Source organism: Thermincola ferriacetica (genome assembly GCF_001263415.1).
In the GTDB taxonomy this organism is placed as follows: domain Bacteria; phylum Bacillota; class Thermincolia; order Thermincolales; family Thermincolaceae; genus Thermincola; species Thermincola ferriacetica.
The window spans coordinates 133,361-159,528 of record NZ_LGTE01000002.1; the positions used below are offsets into that span (position 1 = coordinate 133,361).

A 26,168-nucleotide genomic window follows, 5' to 3' on the forward strand; every position below is an offset into this window, starting at 1 on the left:
TTTGGGGAGGGGTTAGGGCTTTGAAACTGCAAGGCACTATGACAGTGAATGAAAAGGGACATTTGGTTATCGGTGGATGTGATACTGTAGAATTGGCCAGGGAATTCGGTACTCCTCTATACGTAATGGACGAGGAATTTATCCGCCAGAACTGTAAGGCTTATTATGAATCTTTTACAGGCGCTTATCCAAACAGTGAAGTTATATATGCCAGTAAGGCTTTTCTGGCTATAGCCATGTGTAATATTATTGAAGAAGAAGGATTAGGGCTTGACGTGGTGTCGGGAGGAGAGTTATATACAGCTCTGAAAGCCAAATTCCCGACAGGACGGATTTATTTCCACGGCAACAACAAATCCCCCGAGGAAATCAGGATGGCTCTTGAAGCGAACATAGGCCGGTTTGTGGTAGACAATACTTATGAAATGGATCTTTTGAACAGTATAGCGGGGGAAATGAATAAAAAAGCGAATATTTTAATCCGGATTACCCCCGGTATTGAAGCGCACACTCATGAATACATCCAGACCGGACAGATTGATTCCAAGTTTGGCCTGGTGTTAAGCAACGGGCAGGCTATGGAAGGCATTAAAAAAGCCCTTGGGTTGGAAAACCTGATTCTGAAGGGCTTGCACTGCCATATAGGTTCACAGATTTTTGAACTGCAGTCATACCAGCACGCGGCCGAAGTTATGATGGAGTACATTCAAAAAGTAACAGCCGAAACAGGTGTCGAGATAACGGAGCTGAACTTGGGCGGCGGTTTCGGAATATATTATTCTGCCGGAGACAGACCCGCCAGTATTAAGACTTATGCAACGATCGTCATGGAGACGGTGCAAAGAAAAGCCAGAGAATTTAATATCAATGTTCCGAAAGTGATAGTGGAACCGGGAAGGTCTATTGTCGGGGCCGCCGGAACCACACTTTATACAATTGGCTCTGTCAAAGACATTCCGGGCGTTCGTAAATATGTAGCTGTTGACGGCGGTATGGCTGATAACCCCCGGCCCGCCCTTTACCAGGCCCGGTATGAAGCGTTAGTGGCCAATAAAGCAGATGAGCCGAAAAAGGACGAAGTTTCCATCGCCGGTAAATGCTGTGAGTCTGGCGACATGCTGATTTGGGACCTGGCTGTTCCGGAGGTTGAGCCGGGAGACATTTTGGCTGTGTCCTGTACCGGCGCTTACAATTATTCGATGGCCAGCAACTATAACAGGTTGACAAAACCGGCTGTAGTGCTTGTCAACAGGGGAAATGCCGAGTTAATTGTACGGCGCGAAACCTATGAAGATTTGGTACAAAACGATATTGTACCGGAAAGGTTTAAGAAAAACAAAAAACTTACAATAGCCAAATAACTGGGTAGTTAAGGCCATAGGGAAATTAATTTTGCAAAAACCTTATGGCCTTAGGTTTTTTCGGAGAGGTTTTTAATATTACTATGGCTTTTGCCTGATTCCAGGACAGTGTTTACCAGCTTTAACCTTTTACCGGTTTATGATATAATATTTCGGTACAGGAGGAGACAGGATGCATGGAAATCATTGTCAGCCACAATAATACTGATCTTGACGGACTGGCTTCCATGGTTGCGGCAAAAAAACTGTATCCGGAAGCGGAGCTGGTTTATGGCGGTAAACTTCACCGCAATGTTAGGGAATTTATGGCTTTACATAAAGATACTTTAAATGTGCGGCTGGCCAGAGATATACCTGTTGACCAGGTAGAGCGGCTTATCTTGGTGGATACCAAATCGCCCACGCGCATTGGCGAAATAAAAGAAGCTTTAAAGAACAAAAATATTGACATCCATATATACGACCACCACCCTGAGCAAGAAGATGACATTCGGGGAAATATTGTTGTCAATGAACTGGTTGGCGCTACCACTACATTACTGGTTGAACAGATCCAGCGGCGGAAGATTCCTATTAATTCCCTGGAAGCGACCATATTTGCCCTGGGTATTTACGAAGATACGGGATGTCTGACTTTTTCCACTACTACAGCCCGTGATGCTCAGGCTGTAGCATATTTGCTGGCGCAGGGCGCTAAGCTGTCTGTTGTGGCTGATTTTATTGGCCGGCCTCTTACGGAAGCACAAAAAAACCTGCTAAACCGGCTCATTCTTTCGGCTGAAACAAAGGTGATTAATGGGGTTAAAGTTCTTATCGCCACGGCAGAAGAAGATGAATATATAGGCGGATTATCTCTGTTAACCCATAAACTGCTTGATATCATAAGCATAGATGTGGTTTTTACTGTTGTACTTATGGATGACCGGGTGCACATGGTGGCCCGCAGCAGGATTGAATCGGTAGATGTAGGCGAAATTTTGGAGAACTTCGGAGGCGGCGGACATTCTACTGCGGCCTCGGCTACGGTACGCAGCTCCAATGTGGCTGAGCTGACAGCGGAGTTAAATGAAATTCTGCATAAAAAGATAAAACCGGAAGCTGTAGCCCGTGATGTTATGTCCGCTCCGGTAAAGACTATTCCCATGCAGACGACTATAGAAGAGGCAGGTAAAATCATGCTGCGGTACGGACATACAGGGATGCCCGTTGTTGACGGAGATAAAATGGTAGGCATTATTTCCCGCCGGGACTTGGATAAAGCAAGGCACCACGGGCTGGGTCATGCTCCGGTAAAAGGATTTATGTCCCGCAAGGTTATCACTGTCAATGAGGATACGCCTTTATCCGATATTCAGCACCTGATGATAGAGAATAATATTGGCCGGCTGCCTGTAGTTAGAGACTCTAAACTGGTGGGCATTGTTTCCCGGACAGATGTGCTAAAGAACCTGCATGGTGACAATTACCCGGAACGCTACCGCCGGGTCTATGCCCAGCACCAGGCTAACGGCGACCAAAACGTAACTTCGCTGATGATAAAGAACCTGCCTGACAGGCTGCGCCAGTTGCTGGGCCAGATAAGTTACCTGGCCGACCAAAAAGGCTATTCAGTATTTATAGTAGGTGGGTTTGTACGGGACCTCCTATTGGGTGTGGAAAACCTGGACTTCGATTTGGTTGTGGAAGGTGATGGGATAGCTTTTGCTAAAGACTTGGCCGAGTTTTTATGCGGTAGGGTGAGGGTGCATGATAAATTCGGTACGGCTATAGTTATCCTGTCTGATGAGTTCAAAATAGATGTGGCCACGGCTAGGACCGAATACTACGAATACCCGGCAGCTTTGCCGAAGGTTGAAATTTCTTCCCTGAAACAGGATTTGTATAGGCGGGATTTTACCATCAATGCTATGGCTATTGCCCTAAGCCAAAAGAATTTCGGCGAGTTGATCGATTTTTTTGGCGGTAAAAGAGATTTAGAGGAAAAGGTGGTCAGAGTTTTATACAACCTTAGTTTTGTTGAGGACCCGACCAGGATTTTAAGGGCTGTCAGGTTTGAACAGCGTTATGGTTTTACCATCGAACCGCAGACCCTGGCTTTAGCGAAAGGGGCCATCAAGGCCCAAATACTGAATAAGCTTTCCGCAGACAGGGTCAGGGAAGAATTGAAGCACATCCTGGAGGAAACATCTCCCCTCGGAGCTGTTATCAGGATGAAAGAACTGGGTATTTGGCAGTTTGTGTTACCACAGGCCATGGTCGATGAGGAAATAATTTCTCTTATAGAGAGAGCGCCTAAGGAAACAACTCACATTAAAGAACTTGGTTTTTTGGACATCAAGGTTTGGCTTATACATTTGGCGCTCTTGGTACATAAGAGCGGCGCCACAATAGAAGAAATTGATACCCACCTGCGTTTGAACAAGGAAGAACAGTTAATTTTAAAGAATATATTAGCCTGTTGGGAAGTAATTGTGCGTTTATGCGCCGTACCTGGGGCCAAGGTCAGTGAAATAGCCCGGTACCTGAATGAAATGCCGGCGGAAGGGTATGTCTTTTTGCTGCTTAAGTTAGGGGATCAAAGGTCAGTCAATTATTTAGTGAAGTGTCTAAAAAGAATGAAAAGAAATAAACTATTAATTACCGGGGACGATATTAAAAGGCTTGGCCATCAGCCTGGCCCGTTATTTAAGGAAGCTCTGCAGGCAGCCTGGGAAGCCAAGCTTGACGGGTTGCTAAAATCCCGTGAAGAAGAGCTGGGTTTTGTGGACAGGTATATCAAGGAGAGAGAAGGGAGTATCAACCATTGACATCGATTGATATATTAACTAAAACCATCGAGGTGTTGGCCATTATACCTGCATTGACCGTACATGAATATAGTCATGCCCGGGTCGCTTATGCATTTGGTGACCCAACGGCAAAATTTCAGGGTCGGCTTACCCTCAATCCCATCAAGCATTTAGACCCATTAGGTACGTTGCTGTTGATTCTATACAGGTTTGGATGGGCCAAACCGGTGCCAGTCAATCCCTATAACATGCAGGGAGACCGGCGTAAGAATATGATGTGGGTTTCCCTGGCGGGACCTGCTTCCAACTTGTTGTTTGCTGTTGTTGCTGCTTTTTTATGGGGGATATTTGCAGATATATGGTACCTGGCGGTTTTCTTTAATACTTTGTTTCAAATTAACCTGGTGTTGGCCGTATTTAATTTGGTACCGGTACCTCCACTGGACGGTTCGAAAATTTTGGCGGGTCTCTTGCCGGCCCGGCAAAGCTATATTATTTACAATCTGGAACGATATGGGCCTGTCATTTTACTGCTCCTGGTAGTTTTTAACTTTGTTGGCGCTATTATCGGTCCGCCGATTAATCTTCTTTATAACCTGATTACCAGTTTTGTCGGATTATTTTTTCCGGGGGTATTTTATTAGAAATTCGACTTTCTCATTTTGCAGAGCATCACTTAGTGCCAAGTGACTACCATTGTGATGGTGAAATAAACAGTGAATCAGAAAAATTTGTATTTATTATACCGAAAAAAGAAGAGGAGTTAAAAAGAAGAGGAGTTGAACAAATGAGTAAAGGCAGAATTTTAAGCGGGATGCGCTCAACCGGTAGATTACACATTGGACATTTAAGTGTGTTGGAAAACTGGGTGAAACTACAGGATGAGTATGAATGTTTTTTTATGGTTGCCGATTGGCATGCCTTAACATCTAATTATGCGGACACTCATGACATGCAGCGAAACATACGGGACCTGGTGATTGATTGGATGGCAGCCGGCCTGGACCCAGGCAAGTCGACCATTTTCGTACAGTCTCATGTAAAGGAGCATGCTGAACTTCATTTACTGTTGTCCATGATTACTCCTCTTTCGTGGCTGGAACGGGTACCCACCTATAAAGATCAGATTGCACAGTTGGGAAAACAGGGAAAAGACCTCAATACTTACGGTTTTCTGGGATATCCACTGCTACAGGCGGCTGATATACTGGTTTACAAAGCTAATGCTGTGCCGGTGGGTGAAGACCAGCTTCCGCACCTTGAATTTACAAGGGAAGTGGCCAGGCGTTTTAACTTTATGTATAAGGCGGAAATTTTTCCAGAACCCCAGCCCATTATCGGACAGGTGGCTCTTTTACCCGGTATTGACGGACGAAAAATGAGCAAGAGTTACAATAACTTCATTAATATTTCCTCTGAATCAAAGGATTTAGTTGCCAAAGTTAATGCCATGATTACTGACCCGGCGCGTATTAAAAAGACAGATCCGGGACATCCGGAGATCTGTACAGTGCATACGTATCATACCATTTACAGCGCTGCAGAACTGGAAGATATACGGACCAAATGCCGGGCCGGTGATATCGGCTGTGTGGCCTGCAAAAAAATGTTAGGGGCCAAGCTGGATGAACTCCTGAATCCCATACGGGAAAAGCGCGCAGCATTAGAAAAAAACCCTGATTATGTAAATAAGGTTTTGGCTGAAGGGGCCGAAAAGGCAAGAAGTGTTGCCGGTGAAGTACTCAAAGAGGTTCGCAAGGTTATGAACATGTAATATTGACAAACTGAGGTGAACCTGTTGGCTTATCAAATAAAACTGCCCGTTTTTGAGGGACCTTTTGACCTGTTGTTTCACCTTATCGAAAAAAATGAGGTGGATATTTATGATATTCCCATTGCCACCATTACTGAGCAGTACCTGGAATACCTTGCCCAAATGCAGATGCTGGACCTGGAAATAGCCAGTGAGTTTTTGGTGATGGCTGCCCGCCTGCTGCATATCAAGGCCAGAATGCTGTTGCCCAAACCGCCCAGGGAACCGGCTGACGATGAAGAAGAAGTTGAATTGGAAGACCCGCGTGATGAACTGGTCGAAAGGCTGCTTGAATACAAAAAGTTTAAACAGGTGGCGGATTTCTTGAAACAGCGGGAAGAAGAGCAGGAAAAGATCTATGTTCGTCCGAATGAGGAAGAGATGTTCATCCATCTTTTCAGTGAGGAAAACCCCCTGGAAGGGATAGACCTGTCCAAGTTGCTGAAGGCGTTAAAAGAAGTCTTTCAAAGGGCTGAGCAGGTTGAGACAACCGGAGAAATACCCAGAGATGAAGTATCCATCCGGGACAAGATGCGTGAGATTAGGAGACGCCTGTTTTTCTTGCCCCGGGGGATTTCCTTTAAAGACCTTCTTGCTTCCCAGGCCTCGAAAGTGGAAATTATCGTTACATTTCTGGCCCTGCTGGAACTGATTAAATTAAAACAGGTCAAGGTTTCACAGCCTAAGGTATTTGGCGAGATAATGATTTTCAGTTGTTTTGACACTTTAGAGCCGGACGAATGGGACGCCGATGCGGAAGGGAGTGACCTGAATTGACGGTTATGTTTCCGGCAGATAACAAAGCGGCTATTGAATGCCTGCTTTTTGTCGCCAAGGAGCCTTTAACGCCAAAGAATATAAGCCAAATTATCGGCATTCCGGAAGAAGATGTAAAGGATCTGGTGTTTCAGTTAATGAAGGAATACGAACGGGAAGATAGGGGCATTCAGGTTGTGGAAGTGGCGCATGGTTACCAGATGTGTACCAAAAAGCAGTATGCTGATTATATAGAAAAATTATACAAGCCGCAAACCCATTATGGCCTGTCCAGAGCCGCTTTGGAAACCCTGGCCATCATCGCCTACAAACAGCCTATTACCAGGGCGGAAGTAGAAGCCATCCGCGGTGTGAAAATAGACAGTTCTCTAGGAACTCTGTTGGACAAGAATTTAGTGCGGGAGGTTGGGCGCAGGGAGGGGCCCGGACGCCCTATTCTTTTTGGTACTACTCCCAGTTTTTTGCGGTACTTTGGCTTGAAAGATCTGAGCGAACTGCCTGCACCGGAAGAATTTCTCACCCAGAATACCGTGGAGGACTTTTCGGAGGACCATTCGAAGGAAGGAGCAAACACAGGAGGGATTGGCTAAACCAATCCCTTTTCTATGTTTTTAAAGGGATATAATCGGGTTAAACCGTTTCTTTGCGGCATTTGCGTTCTAATTGACTATACCAGATACTGTGCCGGTGCCGGCAATAATCGATATCCACTTTACCAGAGAACATGGCCGGCAACAAAGCGCGGTTTTGTTTGAATACAAAGGCAAACAGGTGGGCAACGATACCAAATAGGATTAATACCGCTGCCAGGTTATGCAGATTGGTTACGACTGCCAGGAAGGTTTCTGAGAAATCAACGCTGGGCAGGTTTTTCAGGACTTTGATCATTCCCGTGAAGATAACCAGCAGCAGGTTGCCACCAATAAAGGCATAAGCCAGGCGTTGTTCAGCCAGATACTTGTCTGACGGAGGTTCTTCGCAGAGACCACACATTGCTCCGATGATTAAAGCCGATTGCTTAAAGTCACCCCGGCGGGGAAAAATGGAAAACTCCTTCATGAAAATGGCCTTGAAAATATGATAAGTAACGGCAAAAATCAAAATTACGGCTGCAATGTAGTGCCAGTACAGGGTGATGCTGAAATCGGCCGACCAACCCAGCCCGGGTATATCAGCAATCTTATACCTCTTATAAAGAGGCATCTGGCCAAAGCCGGTAAAGAGTAAAATAAAGGTTGAAACGGCTACTGACCAATGAATAATGCGATTGGCCAGACATTGGCGCAGTACTTTATTTTCGTCATGTAAAATCTTCACTTTACTCTTCTCCCTTCATAGTTTTTATTGCCGTTATCCCTGCCGCAAAGGCACCGGCAACAGGCGCTATCAAATAACCGGCAAGAGTACCGTTAGCAGAATCAAGGTAGTTTTCTACTGCAGGTTTCATACCCGGTATTCCTATGCGCTCAGGTTTAGGCGCCTGTTTCTTTTTGGCCATGATGGATTTATGAATCTTATCAAAGGGTACGGGAGACACATAAAAGGTGGAAGTTCCTCCGTTTTCTTTCTCACCGTAAATGTAACCGCTGATTTCTTTGGCCCTGCGGTGAGCCAGTTTACGCATTTCTTCTTTTTCCCCAAATATAAGGGCTTTCTGCGGGCAAGCTTGCACGCAGGACGGCTCCTGGCCTTTTTTGACCAGATCGATGCATAGGTCACATTTGTACATTACACCGCCGCCGGCCAGTTTAGGAGCCATTTTTAGGTATATGCCTACTCCGGCCTGGCGCTGGGGGATATCCCAGGGGCAGACGTCGCGGCATTTAGCGCCGCCCATACAATAGTTCCTATCGATTACCACCGCGCCCTCCTTGGTCTTATTATGCACACCAAATGGACACAGATTGGCGCATGGCGGATTATCACAATGCATACACCTACGAGGTATATTCAGTTTGAATGTTTTACCGTTATGTTTGACTTCTACGGGTTGGACATAAGTCCAGTTATAGGGTGTTAACTTATCAGTAAGGTGTTTTTTCCTGGACCAATCCTCAAATTTGGTTTGGGGCCAGTAAGGTTGAATGGGTTCCTGAGGTTGAGGAAAATTATGCTGGTTCTTTTCCCTACATGCGTTTACACATGCGGGAACGTCTTTTCCGGCACATCCGTCACACCTGGTTAAATCAATAAAAGTTCCGTACTGTACAGTGTCACCGGCTTCTACGGTTTTATTTCCGGATGCCAGAACCAGGGTGCTTGCCGCTATTGATGCCAGTGTTCTTTTAAAAAATGTACGCCGGGAAATTTCATTCATCTTTGTCTATTACCTCCTTACATATACCCCTAGGGGGTATTTTTGGTTGTAATTATACTGTCCCCCAGAAGGGGTGTCAAGTACTTGGAGACAGATTTAATAATTTTTTAGATTTGAGGGAGCTATGAAGCCTGTTGCATATAATTGCGGCGCTGTGAGAGACTAAAATAGTATCTATTGCCTCAAAGGATGATTTTTCCATGGCCTGGTTGATGGGTTTGGGCATATTGTCAGTGATTTTACTGGCTGTTTTGTCCAGAATAAAATTTCACATTGAATATCACCGTAATCAACAGGATGACCGTTTTCTTGTTAATATAGCTTTGGTCCGTGGCCTTTTGAATTTTAAAACAGAATTCACCAGTTTAGATCTGAAAAAAAGGTTTTGGCGGATGAATCTGGAATTACAGTCAGAAGTAGAGGCGGAGATGGGCAAAGCGAGTGCCGGATTGGACCAGAAAACGGAAGCGCCTATAACTTATCAAAACGTCAGGCTGGGCTATAACATTTTGCGGGCTCTTATGGAACTGGTCGGCAAATATAAAGACGTTTTTCTGAGGATTGTTCGTTTAATCAGGGTCCTGGAACTGAACTGGAAAACCCAAATAGGTATGGGTGATGCTGCTGCTACCGGAGTGATTACCGGTGTGGTCTGGGGGATTAAAGGGGTAGTGGTGCAGACAATATATCGTTACGCCGGTTCTGTACAGGCTACTGCAGATATAAAAGTATGGCCAGATTTTTCTAAGAAATCTATAAAGACTGATTTGCGCTGCATATTTGATATTAGAATAGGTCATATTATTATTGCCGGATTTAAATTGTTGATTATAGGACTGCGAAGGGGGTTTAATCATGGCGGAACACCCCATTGAGGGATTAATGAAAACTGCAATGGAAAGTATAAAAGAGATGGTTGATGTGAATACCATAGTCGGCGACCCGGTGGAGACTCCTGATGGAAGCGTGATAATCCCGGTAAGTCGTGTGGCTTGTGGCTTCGCGGCGGGTGGCGGAGAATTTGAGAGCGGGTCGGACCGTAACCAGCAGAAACAGGACCAACAGCAGGATGGAACATCTATTCCTTTTGGTGGAGGCAGTGGAGCGGGGGTTTCGGTACAGCCGGTAGGATTTCTGGTAGTAGGGCAGGGACAGATCCGCCTGTTGCCTGTTGACGGAAACGCTATGGTTGATCGCTTAATAGACGTAGCACCGCAGATACTGTCCCAAATACAGGGTATGTTTCAAAGAGGCAATAAAAAACGTGAGGAAGAAAAAATACAGTGTTAAAGAGCGGTTATCCCGCTCTTTTCAATTTTTGCCAAATCACAAAAGAAACACTCCGGGAATAAGATATTTCAAAACGTGTCTTAAAAATATTTCGTGCCTTGCATACCTTTTCGGGAATGAAAGGATGAATTAACATGAAGGTTGTGGTTATCGGTGGCGGTTGGGCTGGATGCTCTGCCGCCTATTTTGCCAAAAAAGCCGGAGCGGAAGTGGCTTTAATTGAAAGAACCGATCTGTTGCTAGGTACTGGTCTGGTCGGGGGAATAATGCGCAATAACGGGCGACTGGCGGCGGCGGAAGAAGCAAGAGTATTGGCCGGTGATGATTTTTCCAGAATAATCGACAGTGTAACCAGGCATAGGGATGTTGATTTTCCGGGACACCGGCATGCCGATTTATATGACGTAACCAGGATTGAACGGGCGGTAAAAAATGCTCTGGAACAGTCTGGAGTACAGATTTATTTAAAGACATTGATTAGCTCCGTCCTTGTGCAGGGTACGAGGATTTTTTCGGTAAGCGACCAGGGGGGTAATGAGTTTCCGGGAGATGTTTTTATCGATACGACGGGCACGGCCGGACCCATGAAAAACTGTATTAAATATGGTACGGGCTGCGCCATGTGTATATTACGTTGTCCTACCTTTGGCCCCAGGATCAGTGTTACAGCGAAAGCGGGAATTAAGGAAATACAGGCAGGCGACGGGCTCTCCCAGTTTGAGGCCATTAGCGGTTCGTGCAAACTGGCCAAAGAATCGCTGGATAAGACTATTGTACAGGAATTAAACAAAAAGGGAGTCGTAATCATTCCTTTGCCCGAACAATACCATAAACACGATATTTTGCGGAAAAAAGCCTGCCAGCAGTATGCGCTGGAGGAATATGCCACCAACCTGATTTTATTGGACACGGGCCATGCAAAACTGATGACCCCCTTTTTCCCGCTGGAGAGCCTGCGTTCTATAGACGGGTTCCATGAAGCCAAATATGCAGACCCCTATAGCGGTGGGCAGGGAAATTCGGTACGGTTTATGGCCATGGCCCCCTGTAAACCTTCCCTACAGGTAGAGGGCCTGGAAAACCTCTTCTGCGCCGGGGAAAAGATTGGACCTGTCGTGGGGCACACGGAAGCCATTATTACGGGTATGTTGGCCGGCCATAATGCTGTAAGAAAGGCTAAAAACATGCCGTTAATAGTTTTGCCTGGAGAATTGGTTATAGGTGATTTTATTGCCTTTGTGCTCGAACATATGAAAAACGCCGGGGGTCTGAAATATAAGTTCACTTTTTCAGGTTCTGTATATTTTGAACGAATGCAAAAGCTCGGTTTCTATCCCGTTGATCGGGAGAAAATCAGGCGGAAAATAGAGGATTTGGGCCTGACCAATATTTTTAGCAAATTCTTGTAGGTTCTAAAATTGTATTTGTCCTCATATTAGTAATTCCAAAAACAGGTATGGAGGACAAAACAAATGGTCAATATAATCTGGCTATTCATGATTGTAACAGGAATACTGGTAGCTGCCTGGAACGGAAAAGTGGAAACAGTAACATCGGCTGCGCTGGAATCAGCCAGGTCCGCAGTGAATGTTTCCCTGGGGCTGATTGCCATTATGACCTTTTGGCTGGGCATCATGAGGTTGGCGGAAAAAGCCGGGTTAATTCGCATATTGGCAAGAGTGGTCAAACCGTTGACCTCTTTTTTGTTTCCTAGTGTGCCGAAAAACCACCCAGCTATCGGCGCCATTATCATGAACCTGAGCGCCAATATTTTAGGTTTAGGCAACGCGGCTACACCGATGGGCTTAATAGCCATGCAAGAACTGCAGAAACTTAACACCCGGCATCCGGATACGGCTTCTGATGCCATGTGCACTTTTCTGGCCTTAAATACGTCCTGTATCACCCTGATTCCGGCTACGGTAGTCGGCATCAGGATGCAGGCAGGTTCAGCAAATCCTACTGAAATAGTCGGTACCACATTATTTGCCACTGGCTGCGGGACGATCGTTGCAGTTATTGCTGATCGGTTCTTCCGGAGCTTGTATTACCGGTACAGGAGGTAGATGGTCTTTGGGTTTCCAGGCAATTTCCACCATATCCAAATGGGCTATTCCTATGCTGTTGCTGGTTATTCCGTTTATTGCCCAGGCCAGGGGCGTCAAGGTATTTGAAACCTTTGTCGAGGGTGCGGAAAAAGGCTTTGAGACGGCTATAAAAACTATTCCTTATTTGGTAGCCATGATGGTGGCCATAGGGGTGTTCCGGGCTTCCGGCGCCATGGATTTGTTTATTGAATTTGTAAAACCGGCCACCGATTTAATCGGTGTCCCGCCGGAAGTCCTGCCATTGGGGTTGATGCGGCCCTTATCCGGCGGGGGAGCGCTGGGGATTACGGCGGAACTTATCAAAACTTACGGCCCGGACAGTTTTATCGGACGTCTGGCTTCAACCCTGCAGGGTAGCACCGATACCACATTTTTTGTACTAACTCTTTATTTCGGATCAGTGGGTGTCAGGAAATACAGGTATTCGGTTATGGCCGGTCTGGCTGCCGACATTACAGGATTTCTGGCCTCAGTTTATATTTGTTACAAAGTGTTTGGCTAATTCCAAATTTGTATTTGGCTCCTGTTTTACGTATAATAGGGCTGAGGAGCTGAGAATATGGAACGCCAAAGGTTACAGAAGTTTATGGCCCATGCGGGAGTAGCTTCCCGCCGGAAATGCGAGGAATTGATAGCAGCCGGCAAGGTGAAGGTAAATGGAAAAGTAGTAACGGAAATGGGCTATACGGTAGATCCTTCCGTAGACAGGGTGGAAGTTGCCGGCCTGGGTATAATTGTTCATGAGAAAAAGGAGTATATTTTACTGTATAAACCTGCCGGTGTATTAAGCTCAGCAAGCGATGACCGGGGTAGAAAAACGGTTGTGGATTTAATAAAGAACGCCCAAACGCGGTTATACCCTGTTGGGCGCCTGGATTATGATACCGAAGGTCTCATTTTACTGACCAACGATGGCAGGCTGACTAACCTTTTAATCCATCCCAGGTATAAAGTTGATAAGACTTATCGGGCAGTTGTACAAGGGATACCCGGAGAGGACAAGCTTGCGGCCCTGAGGAATGGAATAATGCTGGAAGACGGTCCCACCTACCCGGCCCGGGTAAAAATGTTGAAACAAATAAACGGCAACGGCCTTGTGGAAATCACCATCCACGAAGGCCGCAACCGCCAGGTACGCAGGATGTTTGACGCCATTGGCCACCCTGTTCTGAAATTGAAGCGAACAAGGTTTGGTTTCCTGGAACTGGGAAACCTCCAACCGGGACAGTACAGAGCGTTGTCGTCGGCGGAGGTGGCCAAGCTGTATGATTTAGTCACCGTTCCAGGGGTATAGTGGTTTGTCGATGGTTTTACTCCATTTTTCCACGGAAAAAGCGCCATATCCGGAAAGAATATTAGCCACATTACTGGCTTTAGAGTTATCGGTCTGAATAACGGTCAACACATGACCTCCCGCAACCTTGCTTTCCAGTTCCCGGGCCTTCTCCGGAGAGACTCCGTAGTAGGTAAGGACTTCGCTGATCCGTCTGTTATCGTTGATCAGGGGCTCAGCAAAAGGGCCTGCTGCTGATACAGGACCGACGAAGGGCACCTCTTTTGCGGGGGCCTGGACTAAAAAGGAATCAACATCATGCGGCATACCGGAAGCCGGACTGCCATAGACCTCTTCAGTGTAAGCTGCCCTGTATTCATCGGCAGTGTTTTGGGCTACAATTGATATATCGGAATTGGCATATCCCGCGCCCTCGATTTCCTTGAGGGCATTTTCTGCCTGCTCTAAAGATTTAAACAAGCCAACTATAGTCCGCCGCATATTTTACCTCCTTTTTTTTTTAAGTAGTTTTTAATATCTTTGGCAAAAATACGTTTTTTATACTGTGGCTGGCGTAACGGACCAAAAACTCAGTGAAACTTCCCGGAAGTAACGTTTAACTTGCCCGGTTCAGGTTAAACTATTTATGAGGAGTTGATATTTGTGCCAAAATGCAATATATGCGGTAATCGGGTAAGTTTTGGCAGCAGCCGGATTCCGCCGGCAGCGCCTACGGCTAACGGACCGATATCCGGTTTGGTTGCCAATTTTGACGGTGAAGGGTCTATCTCTGAGATGGAATGTATGGGGGCGGATTTGGACACTGCCCAGGAGGCGTGGGAAAATCCCAGGACATACTTCGATACATGTTTGGAATGTGCAAGTAATGACATTTCTTGGGTATAATCCTGCCGGCAGTCTAAAATGATGAAAACTTTGACGAAATCCTGCATAAAGGGAAGTTTTTCCCACTGTTTGAGCAGGATTTTCCTTTAAGTATGGCGAAAACTACACTTAAATTTTGCCTGGCAGTAAAGGGAGGTTTAGGAAATGGTAAACACGATCATAGGAAATGAAATACAAAAATCAATATTAAAGGCTAAAATACGCTTGGACTATAAAGGTATAACCAAACCTGCCAAGTTTTTATTCGGTGGTAAGTCCACTGACCAGGCGGCAGAAGAAATGAGGGACCAACAGGTTGCTCTCTTAAGAAATGTCCCGCTTCAGGGCATTAAGGTTGAAGATGTGGATATGAGTTTGGATGTATATACCGTATATGACGAGATACAAAATACCCACGTGGCTTATGCACCCGTAGTGTTGACCGTGGTTGCCGACAGTTTGGAAGACATAGTCAGGTTTGTTGCCCGGGATGAATTCAGGAAGATTGAAATATTGGAACCGGATAACATGGTTCTTTCACGTATGGATACAGAACGGATTCTTTTCCGGCTTAGTGAGGAAATGCGTACATACAGGATGCAACTGGAAAGAAGGCTCAGTACCAGGTAAAGTATTTGGTTTAGGGGGAGGGATGCAGGTGTCGCCCACATTAGAAGATATAATAAAAAAATCGGAGGAATTGCCTGCCCTTCCAAAGGTAGTGCATAAGGCTCTGGCTCTGATTGATGATCCCGATTCCACGCTGGAGAGTATCAGCAGCCTTATTAGCAGGGACCCTGTCCTGACATTCAGGGTGTTGAAGTTGGCCAATTCGGCCTATTACGGCTATTCAAGGAAGATTGCCACTATTCAGGAAGCGGTGCTTATCTTGGGCTTGGCAGCAGTCAAAAACCTACTTCTGACCGTATCGGTTTATAAAATAATGAACAAAAAAGTTGCCGGGTACATCCTGGAAAAAGGTGAATTATGGAAACATTCCATGGTCAGCGCCTTAATAGCCAGACAACTGGCCCAAAGGTTTTCCTGTTGTGATCCGGAAAAAGCCTTTATGGCAGCCCTGACGCATGATATTGGGAAAATTGTCATGAATCACTATATTGCCCCTCAATTGAAAGAGGTAATTGCTGTTTCGGAGCGGGAACGGATTCCCTTTCAAAAGGCGGAAGAAATGATACTTGGTTTTAATCACGCTCAGGTTGGAGGAGGTATAGCCAGGCAGTGGAATCTGCCGGAAGAGTTGGTGGAGGCCATACAATTTCACCATGAACCGTTGTCGGCGCAAATTAATCCCAAGCTGACCGCTATTACCCATGTGGCTGATGTAACCTGCATGTCCATGGGAGTCGGCCTGGGCGGCGACGGCCTGCTCTACCCGATAGAAGAACAGGCCCTGCAACTACTGCAATTGGCGCCGGCTGATATTGAAAACCTGATCGCGGAAGTTGTTGATTCAATTCAGGAAAATGAAGAAATGCTGATGGTAAATTGAATAAGTTTCTCAGTAAACAGTTAATCAGTGAGTTTCATCATAAGAAAGGGTAGTAACCTTGGTATAATCTTTGTTTGCAATTTCCTTAGGGCTTGCTTCTTCCTCAAGGAAATCTCTCATACCAGGTGCCACGGTGGGCCTTACTCCGGTATATTCGTCCCGTACTCCGGAGTACCTGTCGTGGACACCCTCGTACATGTCATGCACGCCTTTATACTTTGCCGAGCCCTTTTTTCCAGGCATATCAACCACCTCCGTTCCAATAGCCCATGGCCGGTAAACAAGCGGCAGTAACCGGATTTGTTCAGGGTCATTATTGAAACCTACATTTATTTTACCCCTATACATTTATTTTACCCCTGTAAAGGAAAAACGTTGTTTCATTAATACATTTCATTATTTTTAATTTTTTTGATAACGCCGTTTTTGTACAGGGCTACTACGGAATAAACGTCTTTGCGCAAACAAAAGTCTATATCAACCTTTAATCCCATGCCAATCAGGTTTTGGCCGCTGGGACTTTTATAAACCCGGTCATGGAGATTTATAGCGTTTATTTTATACAAATAATAGGCATCCATCGATATCTTGGAAAAGGAATAGCCAAAATAATTTTGCCTGAGGTATTCCGCAAAAGCGCCGGCACATAAGCTGTCTTCTTCGGCCGGGCCGTTTTTTCTTCCGGCGCATACCAATACAATGTCCTTCTTTAATCGGCCTGCATAATCAAGACAAGCGCTCCTATTAAGCAGGGAGCCGATCAATACATAATCGGCTCCGGAACATTTTAAGATAGTTTTGGTACCGTTAGTGGTACAATGAGCAATTACTTTGTTTTTAACTTTGGCCGGCGTAAACTCAAGGGGGGAGTTACCCAGTCGAAAGCCCTTAATTTTAATGCCCTCTTTTTCACCCGCAAGAATTATGCTCCTGTCTGTGAAAGCCAACTGCTCCGCATCGGTAGGTGTTTCTACCGGTATAACATAAGCAGCCCCGTTCTCCAGCGCAGATATAATTGTACTGGTAGCTCTCAGAATATCTATGACTACCGCCGTTTTTCCCTTCAGGTCCTCGCTGTCAATCAGTCCATGGTGAGGGATCAAATCAACACGCACTGCAAAAACTCCCCGGCAGATAATGTGTTTTTTAGAGTATCTCCTCTCATACCTACCCTTAAAGCCTCCAGCGCCAGAATTTCATTAATGGCCACATTGCCTAGGTTTACATTCGGCCCGAACAACGTGATAAACTCCTGCTGCTGTTTCTTTAAAGGCGCTTCCCACATTATTTTTTCCATTTTGTAGGTGTTTAATAGAAGTTCTGCAAAATCATCTTTTCTGATATTCCCCCTGGCATCGTACAAGCCGATACCTTTGCCCGATTCCCGGCCTTCGATTATGACCAAATCAGCTTCTGAATCCAACTCTTTTTTAACCTGGCGAATAAATTTATTCAAGTCTGGCATGTCGCGGAGATCTTTTTTACCCACCTCGGTGATAACTTTAAATCCCATGTCTTTAGCCATAACGATAAAATTCCGCTTGACTTCGTATCCCATATCCACTGTACCGTCGCTGATTTCTATGGCGGAAAAACCAAGATGCCAGGCATATTTCAGGTAATCTTTCACTTTGTTCTGCAGCCAGGCTACTTCAAAAAAGGTCCCGCCAGGGTAAATATCAGCTCCGCAGGATCGGACAAGAGATATCTTTTTCACCAGGACATCCTCATCGTACAAAGCGGACGTGCCAAAACCCAATTTCAAGTAATCAATATAATCCCCGGCAACATTTAATAACTCCTCGGTAGAAACCAGTCCCAATCCTTTGTCGATAACCATGGTCAGACCTTTTATACGGGGCTTGTTTGTACGGCCAGGTATAGGAAAATCAACTACTTCACTCCACGCTTTCTTTTTTTCAGGCCCATCCAATTTTGTTACCTCCCTTTTTTAATAATGAATTCCAGGCGTTATTACCCATAAAAAATATCATATAAAGCAGGTCTTCATAGATTAGTTTATTCCCACCGGTTTTCATGGGTTACTAATAAACATCCTGTCCAGCCAACATTTCCATGCAAGAGGACAAAACGACTGGGTGTCAAATTGCCCGGCAAACGCATATAAAGGAAGAGGGGAAACAAAAGGATTAAATTAAGGAGTGACTGATGAAATGTCAAAATTGATTCCGTCCCATGGTGGAAGAGTGGTTAACAGAATGGCAAAAGTTGCCAAAACAACATTAGCAGATTACCGGACCAACGTGCCCAGCATTACCTTAAACGCATGGAATATCACCGATTTAAAGTTAATTGCCAACGGGGCTTATAGTCCAAGTCATCCGATCACCCTGTCCGTAGATGAAGATACCGCCAGGGAACTAATTCTGGGCAAAAAAGCATTGTTAAAGGATGAAGAGGAAAGTCCACTGGGCCTGATAGAAGTGGAAGATATCTATACATAACGGCAGTGCCGTTTAACAGGGTGGTGTAAAATTTTGAAGGTTGAAATTGAAGGTATTTCCAAATCCTTTAAACAGAATGTCAATTTCCGCATTTCCGCGATCAAGAGCATTGACCTGCAAATTTCCGAAGGTGAATTCTTATGTATACTGGGCCCTTCAGGATGTGGTAAATCAACACTGCTAAACATTATAGCCGGCCTAGAATTTCCCGATACAGGCCAGGTGAAGGTAGACGGCAAAGTTGTCCGTGAAGCCGGCCCCGACAGGGGAGTGGTATTCCAGGATGCAGCGCTGTTCCCCTGGCTAACGGTCCAGGAAAATGTGGAATTCAGCCTAAAAATGATGGGTATGGAAAAGCAAAAGAGAAAGGAAATTGCTGACAAGTATATACAGATGGTACACCTGACACCTTTTGCTCATTGCTACCCGCATGAACTGTCGGGTGGCATGAAGCAGAGAGTAGCCCTGGCCCGGACTTTGGCCATGGACCCCACCATACTGTTAATGGACGAACCTTTTTCAGCCCTGGATGCTCAAACGAGAACGATGTTACACAAGGAACTGCAGGAGATATGGCAAAAAACAGGCAAGGCTATTATATTTATAACTCATAACGTAGAAGAATCGTTGATACTGGCAGACCGGATAATTTTGATGACAGCCAGGCCGGGGCAAATAAAAAGGCAATTTGTGGTTAATCACTCCAGGCCAAGGGACCTGACAAATCCAAAATTAATAATGCTGCAAAGGAAAATAAAATTTTTTTTGCAAGAAGAGATTGAAAAAGTCGCAAAGGAGCAGTCGGCCTATGAACGCACGCATACGCAGGTTTCTGTTTTATCTACTGCTCATAATAATATGGGAACTGGTTTATAAAGCAGGAATCTGGTCCCCAATATTGTTTCCGTCACCCTTTACCGTAGGTAAAACCCTTTATAACGGGTTTGTGGACAATTCCTTTGTTCTGGCTATAACTTGCAGTTTGCAAAGGCTGTTGATCAGTTATGCCATAGCCGTTGTGATAGGTGTAGCTGTCGGTATTTTAATGGGCAAGTATAAAGTTATAGACGAAACTGTCGGTTCCTTAATCGTCGGATTGCAGTCCATTCCCAGTGTTGTATGGCTGCCGTTGGCCCTGTTATGGTTTGGTATGAATGAGAAGGCCATCATTTTCATTACCAGTCTCGGTGGAACATGGACAATGATTGTCAACACGGACACCGGCGTAAAAAGCGTACCACCCATCATCCTGCGGGCCGCAAGAACAATGGGTGCAAAAGGTACCAAGCTTTTCTGGCATGTGGTTATACCGGCCGCAGTACCGTCGATTATCACCGGCATGAGACTGGCCTGGGCGTTTGCTTGGCGGGCCCTTATGGCCGGAGAACTCCTGTCCAGCGGTACTGGGCTTGGCCAAATTCTTATGATGGGACGAAATCTCAGTGACATGAGCCAGATTGTCGCTGTGATGATAATTATAGGTATGATTGGTTGCCTGGTTGATAACTTGATGTTTAAAAAAGTAGAACTAAATATCAGAAGAAGATGGGGTTTACTCATAGTGTAACAGGAGGGGAAAACCATTAAAAATAAGTTTTATGTATTGCTGGTTTTTGTTACCTTGATTGCACTTTGTTTAACAGGCTGCGGAAAAACCGCCGGCCACAAACAAGTTGTCCGGGTAGGTTATTTTCCAAATATTACACACGGTCCTGCACTGATAGGGTTTGCGGAAAAAAGATTTGCAAAAGAACTGGGGTCTTCCGTTGAACTACAGGAAAAGACCTTTGTAGCGGGGCCGGCTTTAATGGAAGCGCTGATAGCAGGGGAGGTTGACATAGGGTACATAGGACCCATACCGGCTATCAACGGTTATGTCCAAGGCGCAGATATTTCTATTATTTCGGGAGCTAATAACGGTGGCGCAGTTTTAGTAGCCGGGGAAAACAGCGGGATAAAAAAAGTAGCCGATTTAGCAGGTAAAAAAGTGGCTGTTCCCCAATTTGCCAATACTCAGGATATTTCCCTGCGACATATTCTGAAAGAGCACAATTTAAAAGATGTCTCCAAAGGAGGAACTGTAGAAATTCTTCAGGTTGCTCCCGCTGATATGCAACTGTTGTTTAGCCGCAACCAGATAGATGCTGCCCTTGTTCCGGAACCGTGGGGAACTCAGTTGGTCAAAGATGCCAAGGCCCGTATTATTCTGGAATGGAACGAGGTATGGAATAACGGCAATTATCCTACCACGGTTATTATTGCCCGCAACGAATTTATCATGAATAAGCCTGAAATAATCAAAAAATGGCTTGAGGTACACCGTGAAATTGTAAAATATGCGGCTGCGGAGCCCGAAAAAGCCCGTAACTCCATGTCAAGACAGCTTAAAAAACTCACCGGAAAAGAACTTAAAGCGGAAACTTTAAAAAGCGCTGTAGAAAGATGTAAATTCACAGCAGAAATTGACCCGGCCACAATCAGGGAGTTTGCCACACTTTCCTACGAAGCAGGTTACTTAAAGTTCAAACCAAATCTGACCGGGTTACTGTCTTACCCAAAAGAAAAATAGACCAATTTACCAGGCAACCAGCAAGGGTAAAAATGAAGGAATCATTTTTACCCTTTTGTTTTGTTTTCACGCCTCGGTAGCGTTTTTCGCGCCGGGGTCAATCCAGCCATGTTTGCCTGTATAGATTTTAGATTTTTTGTATCTGTTTCTTTCTTTTCTTTGCCGGGCAAAAAGACAATTGTCAGTACTGCGGCTATGAACGCCGTAACAGCCGGCGCCCAAAACATAAACAAGGTGCTGATATCCATCATCCAGCCAAATAGAGGAGGTCCTATGGCCACTCCGATAAACCGTACGCCACCATAAAGAGAAGTAACCATGCCCCGTTCATCTATAGTACAGGCGCTGGTGATAAGGGTATTCAAACACGGTAAAACCAAGCCGACGCCTATGCCGGCAACGGCAATTCCTCCTACAAAAAGATAGATGTTTTTCAAATAAGGCAATATGCCCAGCGAAGCGCCCAAAATCAATAACCCTGCAGCCGTTAAAATTTTCATCAATTTAACTTTTTTCTGAATAAAGCTGCCGGTAATCAGGGAAGTGGAACTCATGGCCAGAACAGGAATCGCCAGTATGAACCCCTTTTTTACGGCAAATATTTTATGAGTGTTTTCCAGGAAATCAGAAAGGTAAAACAAAATGCCAAACAGTACCAAAAGGGCCAATGAACCCGCAAAAAAAGATGTTAATAAAAGGCCTGCTTTATTGGAAAAAATGTTTTTTAAAGAGCTTATATAATTGGCTACATTTTCCTGCCTTTTGGCTACCTTTGGTTCTTTCACGGTCAACCATATAGCAGCAGCAACCGGAACAGTCAGGATAGGGAATACCCAAAAGGTAGCATACCAAGCTATCAGCCCGATTAAAGATCCCAATATAGGACTGACGACTTTTCCCAGCCCATTGGCTGCCTCAATGGAACCCAGGGCTTTACCTCTTTGTTGGTTGGTAAAAATATCCCCGGCCAGAGCCATTGCAACAGGCGCAGTTCCTGCCGCCCCAATACCCTGAATTACCCGGCCGGCAAGAAGAGCAGTAAAGGGGTTTTTCATCAAAACGGCAGCTAGCCCGGCAATTACCCCGCCGATACCGTAAATCAGCAAGGATGGGATAATTACAGTCTTTCTTCCTAACCGGTCAGATAAGAACCCGGCGAGGGGAATGATAATACCTGCCGGGATGGAAAACAACGTTATAATTAAACTCACTTTAAACTGGCTTATTTGGAGAACACTTTTTATTTTGGGAAGTACCGGAATTAACATGGAATTGCCCAAAACCATAACAAAGGGCACGCCGCCCAATGCAAGAATCGTAGCTATTTTGTTACCCTTCAAAGATCATCATTCCTTTCCTGGGATAGCATTAAAATTTTCCCCGAAAGAAATAGGGTTAATACAAAAATCCTAAAATATGTTTTCTTCTAAAATCAGGATTTATCGCATAAATACAACTAGTAAGCTGCATTCAAAATATGTTGGGAAGGACGGTTATATATTTTGTTTTTGGTAAAAGACAAGATTGTTTTTGGTATGGCCATGATGAGATGCTTATCCAGCCTAATAGAACTTACAGCTGCTCTACTTATGTTAAAATTTGACTCAGTAGGAAAAGCTTTAAAAATTAATGCGGCTTTGGCCTTTGTAGGGCCGACAATAATGCTAACCGTAACTACCCTTGGGTTGATAGGCTTAAGCGGTAAGCTGCCTTTACACAGATTCATTCTCATTTTTTGCGGTGTCATCCTGATTTTTGCAGGTATAGGTAAAGCCAGATAGCACAAAATATTTTACAAGAAACCTTAGCAGGGGAGGCGGCAAAAGTGGTTGATAATGTTGATTCGCCCGAAGTTTCTTATGACCGGCAGCAACTCAGCAAGATATCCGGCATTATCATAAACGAAGACATTTTTCAGGATTCCTTTATGGAAGCGGAAGTAGGAAATTCGGTCAAAGCAGCAAATTTCCAGTACAATTATCTGGGCGCTTCGCTAGAAAAAACTGATAATCAAAGTCCGGAAATAACAAAACCTGTGCTTCCTTAGCACAGGTTTTACCTTGCTTCTTATTTATACAAGCTCGATGCTGCACACCCGGGCCAACGGTATCAATATAGTAGTGGCATTTTTCTTAATTGGATGGGGAAAACCGGGAACAAGCGTCACAATGGTAATGGTTCCGGTGAGTTCAATGAAATCGTCTCCAACAATGGTTAATACGCCACCGATGGCCCTTTTGCAGCAGCCATTGCATTCAAACTCCACATGAAGGTTTTTACCTATAAAACGCTTGAGGCGCAGCTTCAGATCTTTTAAAAAAAAGCTTTGTTTTTGTGCTGATATACCGTTGGTCACATGAATTCCTCCAATCAAAAGGTTTTTTTGTTAGTAAAATATGTAATCATCTTGCCAGTTGTTACACAGAGAAGCTTTATTGCTTAGTTAGAGTTGACATACCTGGTAACATCTGATATCATAATCATTAGTTGAAGGGGAGTAACCGGCTTCTGCTCCACAGTGTCAACAACCGACGGAAAAGCCGTCTGGCCCTGTGGTTTGGTATTATGCCAAAAGGTGAGACCTTTAACACGTTACAGTTTATGGCTGTACGTGTTAAAGGTCTTTTTATTTATACACCATGTGGACAAGAGGTTAAAATAGTAGGGAGGTGTGTGAAATTTGACGTTTAAGAAGGCTCTTTTTTGGACTGCATTTTGGGTGGCCGTTGCCTTAATTTTCAATGCCGGGGTCTTATATTTTGAAGGACACCAGAAAGCCCTGGAATTTTTTACCGGGTATATTATTGAGTTATCCCTTAGCATGGACAACGTATTCCTGTTTTTAATGATATTTACTATGTTCGGTATAAAAGCAGAGTATCAACGGCGGGCATTAAATTACGGGATTATCGGCGCCATCATAATGCGTTTTATATTTATCCTGTTAGGAGTCTCCATTATTACCCGGTTTGAGTGGGTCTTGTATATTTTCGGCGGCATCCTGATCATTACTGCTCTGAAAATTATTTTTGGCAAGGAAGAAGAAATTCACCCCGAAGACAACAAATTAGTAATATTGTTCAAAAAGTTTTTTCCTGTTACAACTGAGTTGTATGGCAACAAGTTTTTCATTCGACTAAACGGTATTCTTCATGCTACGCCATTGTTTATTGTAGTACTGGTGATAGAAAGTTCCGATCTTTTGTTTGCCATAGATTCGATTCCGGCAATTTTCGCTGTTACTACAGACCCATTTATTATTTACACCTCCAATATCCTGGCTATTCTGGGGCTTAGGTCCCTATACTTTTTTATCGAACGCATACAGCAAGCATTTGTTTTCATTAAGCAGGGTGTGGGGGTAATTCTTTTCATTACCGGTGTAAAAATGCTACTGTTAATCTTCCACATAAAGGTGCCGATTTTGGTTGCCCTGAGTCTTATTGTTGGCGTCCTGGTCATAAGCATTATTTTATCTCTGCTGGTCAGTAAAAGAGGCAGGTCATGTCCAATTGTGCAGGAAAAAGGAGGGAACAACTAATGAAAACCCTGACCAAATACTTTTTAAACGGCATTTTAGTTTTATCTCCTATTATGCTGACTATCCTGATAATCAGCAAAGTGCTGGTAGCGTGGGATACTACAGCGGGTAAGTTTTTTCCATTGAAAGTACCTGGTTTACCACTTTTGATGAGCATTGTCGTCATCGTTTTGATTGGATATATGGCATCTTGGTGGTTAAGCGGTCAGGTACTGGGCTATATTGACCGCCTTTTTACCAAAGTACCTGTTGTTCAGTTTATTTATGGCATAATTAAAGATACTGTAACCAGCCTGTTAGGAGAAAAAAAATCCTTCGGTAAAGTAGCGGTAATCACGATCCCGGGCACAGAAATGAAAGTTATAGGTTTTGTCACCTCGGAAGACCTGGAACACATTGGTTTTAAAGACTATGTGGCAGTTTACGTCATGCAGTCGATGCAGTGGGCCGGGAATACGGTCCTGGTACCGAAAAAAAACCTGGAAATCCTGGAGGGAGTAAAAATAGAAGATGTAATGAAGTTTATTGTTTCTGCAGGGGCCGTGTCATCAGTTAAAAACAACTAATTAATTGAACGTTAACGTTATGCATATACATGTTTTTAATTTAAGGTTCCATAGTACCGGTTTTGCTAATAACCGGTACCATGGATTTGTGCAGTTAAATGGGTCATTAATGACTTACTTTTTGCACGTTGGCAGGCTCTGCATATTTTGATACATAAAGGTCGCCTCTTGTATTCAAAAGGGCTAGGAATACTTCCCCGGGATCGGTTATGCCTAGGTTGTTAAGTTTATCAACCAGCCATGGTTCTGTGAAGCCAATACTTTGCAAACCATCACTGTTGATTTTTCCCTCGATGATCAAAGGTGTACTGAGCCCTTTATATTCCGAAGGAAGATTGAGGTCCTTTGGTGTGACAGGCAGGTATTGGCTTTTTTTGAGAACACTTAACTTGCCGTAAGGTTCCAAAATGGCATATTCCACTTCACCAAGGTCAAAAATACCGTTCTGTCTAAGCTGGCATAAAAGGTCGTCCAGGGAATACCTTACTCTTTCCAGGTTTTTTACCACAATTTTACCGTTTTGGATAACCATTGTCGGGTCAAAGGTGAGGTATTTCCCAATCTTCCTGTTTTCAAGAATCAGTTTTGTAAATAGGACATGTAAAATTCCAATCATGAACAGGGCGAAGATGCGCGGCCCATGCGGCGCATTTATGTCTGACATATCCGCTCCGGCCACCGCTCCTAATGTTACAGCCGTAATGAAATCAAATACATTAAAGCGACCCAGATGTCTTTTGCTCAATAACAGGGCTACAATCAGGAAGACTGCTAAAATCGTAATAACTCTGTAAAGTACAAGTAAATACTCCACATCTAAACCTCCAACTTACCGGTCTTCATTAAATTATTTCACAAAAGGCCAGAATATATTAAATTAAACGATGAGACAGTGAATAAATCA

General features: G+C 44.5%; 32 protein-coding genes. 23 read left to right on the top strand and 9 right to left on the bottom strand.

All coding sequences use genetic code 11. The annotated features are described in order from the left end of the window. Positions 1-20: 20 nt before the first annotated feature. The 6 genes from lysA (at position 21) to scpB (ending at position 7,330) form a co-directional block, all read left to right on the top strand. The gene (gene lysA / locus Tfer_RS02305) at positions 21-1,361 is read left to right on the top strand and encodes a diaminopimelate decarboxylase (RefSeq protein ID WP_052216705.1); all 1,341 of its coding nucleotides are present in this window, start codon (positions 21-23) and stop codon (positions 1,359-1,361) included. 176 nt (positions 1,362-1,537) lie between these two features. Then, complete coding sequence (locus Tfer_RS02310; RefSeq protein ID WP_052216706.1) at positions 1,538-4,168, top strand: CBS domain-containing protein; 2,631 nt, start codon at positions 1,538-1,540, stop codon at positions 4,166-4,168. Continuing rightward, positions 4,165-4,794 carry a site-2 protease family protein gene (locus tag Tfer_RS02315; RefSeq protein ID WP_013120502.1) on the top strand — a complete coding sequence of 210 codons (630 nt, stop codon included), beginning with the start codon at positions 4,165-4,167 and terminating at the stop codon, positions 4,792-4,794. The genes Tfer_RS02310 and Tfer_RS02315 overlap by 4 nt, the downstream gene beginning before the upstream one ends. Positions 4,795-4,937: 143 nt before the next feature. Next, positions 4,938-5,924 (top strand): tryptophan--tRNA ligase, encoded by a 987-nt coding sequence (gene trpS, locus Tfer_RS02320; RefSeq protein WP_052216828.1) that lies wholly within the window; start codon positions 4,938-4,940, stop codon positions 5,922-5,924. Between the two features lie 15 nt (positions 5,925-5,939). Then, positions 5,940-6,740 (top strand): segregation and condensation protein A, encoded by an 801-nt coding sequence (locus Tfer_RS02325; RefSeq protein WP_345786535.1) that lies wholly within the window; start codon positions 5,940-5,942, stop codon positions 6,738-6,740. 5 nt (positions 6,741-6,745) lie between these two features. Then, positions 6,746-7,330, top strand: a complete 585-nt coding sequence (scpB, locus tag Tfer_RS02330; protein WP_345786536.1) for an SMC-Scp complex subunit ScpB — start codon at positions 6,746-6,748, stop codon at positions 7,328-7,330. 40 nt (positions 7,331-7,370) lie between these two features. On the opposite strand, the gene Tfer_RS02335 is transcribed toward scpB, so the two are convergent. Beyond that, on the bottom strand, positions 7,371-8,057 hold the full coding sequence (locus Tfer_RS02335) for a formate dehydrogenase subunit gamma (RefSeq protein ID WP_052216709.1): 687 nt from the start codon (positions 8,055-8,057) through the stop codon (positions 7,371-7,373). A gap of 1 nt (position 8,058) precedes the next feature. Next, positions 8,059-9,057: a 4Fe-4S dicluster domain-containing protein gene (locus Tfer_RS02340; RefSeq protein WP_052216710.1), complete on the bottom strand. Its 999-nt coding sequence runs from the start codon at positions 9,055-9,057 to the stop codon at positions 8,059-8,061. A 200-nt stretch (positions 9,058-9,257) separates the two neighbouring features. Between Tfer_RS02340 and Tfer_RS02345 the strand changes: the two genes are divergently transcribed. The 6 genes from Tfer_RS02345 to Tfer_RS02370 all read left to right on the top strand — a co-directional run bounded on the left by Tfer_RS02345 (position 9,258) and on the right by Tfer_RS02370 (position 13,749). After that, positions 9,258-9,932 carry a DUF2953 domain-containing protein gene (locus Tfer_RS02345; protein ID WP_052216711.1) on the top strand — a complete coding sequence of 225 codons (675 nt, stop codon included), beginning with the start codon at positions 9,258-9,260 and terminating at the stop codon, positions 9,930-9,932. After that, complete coding sequence (ytfJ, locus tag Tfer_RS02350; RefSeq protein WP_013120495.1) at positions 9,913-10,347, top strand: GerW family sporulation protein; 435 nt, start codon at positions 9,913-9,915, stop codon at positions 10,345-10,347. The genes Tfer_RS02345 and ytfJ overlap by 20 nt, the downstream gene beginning before the upstream one ends. A gap of 134 nt (positions 10,348-10,481) precedes the next feature. Beyond that, positions 10,482-11,756: an FAD-dependent oxidoreductase gene (locus Tfer_RS02355; protein ID WP_052216712.1), complete on the top strand. Its 1,275-nt coding sequence runs from the start codon at positions 10,482-10,484 to the stop codon at positions 11,754-11,756. 63 nt (positions 11,757-11,819) lie between these two features. Continuing rightward, entirely contained in the window at positions 11,820-12,413 is a 594-nt protein-coding gene (locus Tfer_RS02360) for a nucleoside recognition domain-containing protein (RefSeq protein ID WP_052216713.1), read from the top strand. Positions 12,414-12,420: 7 nt separating this feature from the next. Continuing rightward, entirely contained in the window at positions 12,421-12,957 is a 537-nt protein-coding gene (locus tag Tfer_RS02365) for a spore maturation protein (protein WP_013120492.1), read from the top strand. 57 nt (positions 12,958-13,014) lie between these two features. Continuing rightward, positions 13,015-13,749: a pseudouridine synthase gene (locus Tfer_RS02370; RefSeq protein WP_052216714.1), complete on the top strand. Its 735-nt coding sequence runs from the start codon at positions 13,015-13,017 to the stop codon at positions 13,747-13,749. On the opposite strand, the gene Tfer_RS02375 is transcribed toward Tfer_RS02370, so the two are convergent. After that, a complete protein-coding gene (locus Tfer_RS02375; RefSeq protein ID WP_013120490.1) occupies positions 13,726-14,229 on the bottom strand; it encodes a general stress protein in 504 nt (167 codons plus the stop codon). The genes Tfer_RS02370 and Tfer_RS02375 overlap by 24 nt on opposite strands. A gap of 162 nt (positions 14,230-14,391) precedes the next feature. Between Tfer_RS02375 and Tfer_RS02380 the strand changes: the two genes are divergently transcribed. From Tfer_RS02380 to Tfer_RS02390, 3 genes are all read left to right on the top strand, one after another. Further along, positions 14,392-14,634: a hypothetical protein gene (locus tag Tfer_RS02380; RefSeq protein WP_052216715.1), complete on the top strand. Its 243-nt coding sequence runs from the start codon at positions 14,392-14,394 to the stop codon at positions 14,632-14,634. A 144-nt stretch (positions 14,635-14,778) separates the two neighbouring features. After that, positions 14,779-15,243, top strand: coding sequence for a hypothetical protein (locus Tfer_RS02385; RefSeq protein ID WP_013120488.1), 465 nt, complete (start codon positions 14,779-14,781; stop codon positions 15,241-15,243). A gap of 28 nt (positions 15,244-15,271) precedes the next feature. Further along, on the top strand, positions 15,272-16,123 hold the full coding sequence (locus tag Tfer_RS02390) for an HDOD domain-containing protein (RefSeq protein ID WP_160315514.1): 852 nt from the start codon (positions 15,272-15,274) through the stop codon (positions 16,121-16,123). A gap of 24 nt (positions 16,124-16,147) precedes the next feature. On the opposite strand, the gene Tfer_RS02395 is transcribed toward Tfer_RS02390, so the two are convergent. From Tfer_RS02395 to comA, 3 genes are read right to left on the bottom strand one after another with little or no spacing between them, the layout of a single operon-like run. Then, the gene (locus Tfer_RS02395) at positions 16,148-16,471 is read right to left on the bottom strand and encodes a hypothetical protein (protein ID WP_052216717.1); all 324 of its coding nucleotides are present in this window, start codon (positions 16,469-16,471) and stop codon (positions 16,148-16,150) included. A gap of 35 nt (positions 16,472-16,506) precedes the next feature. Next, positions 16,507-17,238 carry a 2-phosphosulfolactate phosphatase gene (locus Tfer_RS02400; protein WP_052216718.1) on the bottom strand — a complete coding sequence of 244 codons (732 nt, stop codon included), beginning with the start codon at positions 17,236-17,238 and terminating at the stop codon, positions 16,507-16,509. Beyond that, positions 17,223-18,056, bottom strand: coding sequence for a phosphosulfolactate synthase (gene comA / locus Tfer_RS02405; RefSeq protein WP_052216719.1), 834 nt, complete (start codon positions 18,054-18,056; stop codon positions 17,223-17,225). The genes Tfer_RS02400 and comA overlap by 16 nt, the downstream gene beginning before the upstream one ends. A gap of 241 nt (positions 18,057-18,297) precedes the next feature. On the opposite strand from comA, the gene Tfer_RS02410 reads away from it, so the two are divergent. The 4 genes from Tfer_RS02410 to Tfer_RS02425 are packed head-to-tail and all read left to right on the top strand — an operon-like array spanning position 18,298 to position 21,157. Further along, positions 18,298-18,588: a hypothetical protein gene (locus Tfer_RS02410; RefSeq protein ID WP_052216720.1), complete on the top strand. Its 291-nt coding sequence runs from the start codon at positions 18,298-18,300 to the stop codon at positions 18,586-18,588. A 33-nt stretch (positions 18,589-18,621) separates the two neighbouring features. Continuing rightward, positions 18,622-19,464 carry an ABC transporter ATP-binding protein gene (locus Tfer_RS02415; RefSeq protein WP_052216721.1) on the top strand — a complete coding sequence of 281 codons (843 nt, stop codon included), beginning with the start codon at positions 18,622-18,624 and terminating at the stop codon, positions 19,462-19,464. Beyond that, a complete protein-coding gene (locus tag Tfer_RS02420; RefSeq protein WP_013120345.1) occupies positions 19,397-20,155 on the top strand; it encodes an ABC transporter permease in 759 nt (252 codons plus the stop codon). The genes Tfer_RS02415 and Tfer_RS02420 overlap by 68 nt, the downstream gene beginning before the upstream one ends. Before the next feature lie 54 nt (positions 20,156-20,209). Then, complete coding sequence (locus Tfer_RS02425) at positions 20,210-21,157, top strand: aliphatic sulfonate ABC transporter substrate-binding protein (RefSeq protein ID WP_160315515.1); 948 nt, start codon at positions 20,210-20,212, stop codon at positions 21,155-21,157. A gap of 47 nt (positions 21,158-21,204) precedes the next feature. Here Tfer_RS02425 and Tfer_RS02430 read toward each other — a convergent pair whose 3' ends face one another. Beyond that, positions 21,205-22,497: an MFS transporter gene (locus tag Tfer_RS02430; protein ID WP_242843538.1), complete on the bottom strand. Its 1,293-nt coding sequence runs from the start codon at positions 22,495-22,497 to the stop codon at positions 21,205-21,207. 162 nt (positions 22,498-22,659) lie between these two features. Here Tfer_RS02430 and Tfer_RS02435 point away from each other — a divergent pair, with 162 nt between their 5' ends. Next, the gene (locus Tfer_RS02435; protein ID WP_013120348.1) at positions 22,660-22,938 is read left to right on the top strand and encodes a YqhV family protein; all 279 of its coding nucleotides are present in this window, start codon (positions 22,660-22,662) and stop codon (positions 22,936-22,938) included. Between the two features lie 44 nt (positions 22,939-22,982). Further along, on the top strand, positions 22,983-23,204 hold the full coding sequence (locus tag Tfer_RS02440; protein ID WP_052216723.1) for a hypothetical protein: 222 nt from the start codon (positions 22,983-22,985) through the stop codon (positions 23,202-23,204). 24 nt (positions 23,205-23,228) lie between these two features. On the opposite strand, the gene Tfer_RS02445 is transcribed toward Tfer_RS02440, so the two are convergent. Beyond that, a complete protein-coding gene (locus Tfer_RS02445) occupies positions 23,229-23,513 on the bottom strand; it encodes a hypothetical protein (RefSeq protein ID WP_013120350.1) in 285 nt (94 codons plus the stop codon). A 324-nt stretch (positions 23,514-23,837) separates the two neighbouring features. On the opposite strand from Tfer_RS02445, the gene Tfer_RS02450 reads away from it, so the two are divergent. Then, positions 23,838-24,698, top strand: coding sequence for a TerC/Alx family metal homeostasis membrane protein (locus Tfer_RS02450; protein WP_052216724.1), 861 nt, complete (start codon positions 23,838-23,840; stop codon positions 24,696-24,698). Beyond that, on the top strand, positions 24,698-25,264 hold the full coding sequence (locus tag Tfer_RS02455; protein WP_052216725.1) for a DUF502 domain-containing protein: 567 nt from the start codon (positions 24,698-24,700) through the stop codon (positions 25,262-25,264). The genes Tfer_RS02450 and Tfer_RS02455 overlap by 1 nt, the downstream gene beginning before the upstream one ends. Positions 25,265-25,370: 106 nt before the next feature. Here the strand turns inward: Tfer_RS02455 and Tfer_RS02460 are convergent, their stop codons facing one another. Next, complete coding sequence (locus Tfer_RS02460) at positions 25,371-26,078, bottom strand: DUF421 domain-containing protein (RefSeq protein ID WP_052216726.1); 708 nt, start codon at positions 26,076-26,078, stop codon at positions 25,371-25,373. Positions 26,079-26,168 lie beyond the last annotated feature (90 nt).

Excerpts from the sequence above, each read along its gene's own strand:
- Tfer_RS02310 (WP_052216706.1), top strand. The coding sequence starts at position 1,538 with ATGGAAATCATTGTCAGCCACAATAATACTGATCTTGACGGACTGGCT.
- trpS (WP_052216828.1), top strand. The coding sequence starts at position 4,938 with ATGAGTAAAGGCAGAATTTTAAGCGGGATGCGCTCAACCGGTAGATTA.
- scpB (WP_345786536.1), top strand. The coding sequence starts at position 6,746 with ATGTTTCCGGCAGATAACAAAGCGGCTATTGAATGCCTGCTTTTTGTC.
- Tfer_RS02340 (WP_052216710.1), bottom strand. The coding sequence starts at position 9,057 with ATGAATGAAATTTCCCGGCGTACATTTTTTAAAAGAACACTGGCATCA.
- Tfer_RS02345 (WP_052216711.1), top strand. The coding sequence starts at position 9,258 with ATGGCCTGGTTGATGGGTTTGGGCATATTGTCAGTGATTTTACTGGCT.
- ytfJ (WP_013120495.1), top strand. The coding sequence starts at position 9,913 with ATGGCGGAACACCCCATTGAGGGATTAATGAAAACTGCAATGGAAAGT.
- Tfer_RS02355 (WP_052216712.1), top strand. The coding sequence starts at position 10,482 with ATGAAGGTTGTGGTTATCGGTGGCGGTTGGGCTGGATGCTCTGCCGCC.
- Tfer_RS02360 (WP_052216713.1), top strand. The coding sequence starts at position 11,820 with ATGGTCAATATAATCTGGCTATTCATGATTGTAACAGGAATACTGGTA.
- Tfer_RS02370 (WP_052216714.1), top strand. The coding sequence starts at position 13,015 with ATGGAACGCCAAAGGTTACAGAAGTTTATGGCCCATGCGGGAGTAGCT.
- Tfer_RS02375 (WP_013120490.1), bottom strand. The coding sequence starts at position 14,229 with ATGCGGCGGACTATAGTTGGCTTGTTTAAATCTTTAGAGCAGGCAGAA.
- Tfer_RS02385 (WP_013120488.1), top strand. The coding sequence starts at position 14,779 with ATGGTAAACACGATCATAGGAAATGAAATACAAAAATCAATATTAAAG.
- Tfer_RS02395 (WP_052216717.1), bottom strand. The coding sequence starts at position 16,471 with ATGTATAGGGGTAAAATAAATGTAGGTTTCAATAATGACCCTGAACAA.
- Tfer_RS02410 (WP_052216720.1), top strand. The coding sequence starts at position 18,298 with ATGTCAAAATTGATTCCGTCCCATGGTGGAAGAGTGGTTAACAGAATG.
- Tfer_RS02420 (WP_013120345.1), top strand. The coding sequence starts at position 19,397 with ATGAACGCACGCATACGCAGGTTTCTGTTTTATCTACTGCTCATAATA.
- Tfer_RS02455 (WP_052216725.1), top strand. The coding sequence starts at position 24,698 with ATGAAAACCCTGACCAAATACTTTTTAAACGGCATTTTAGTTTTATCT.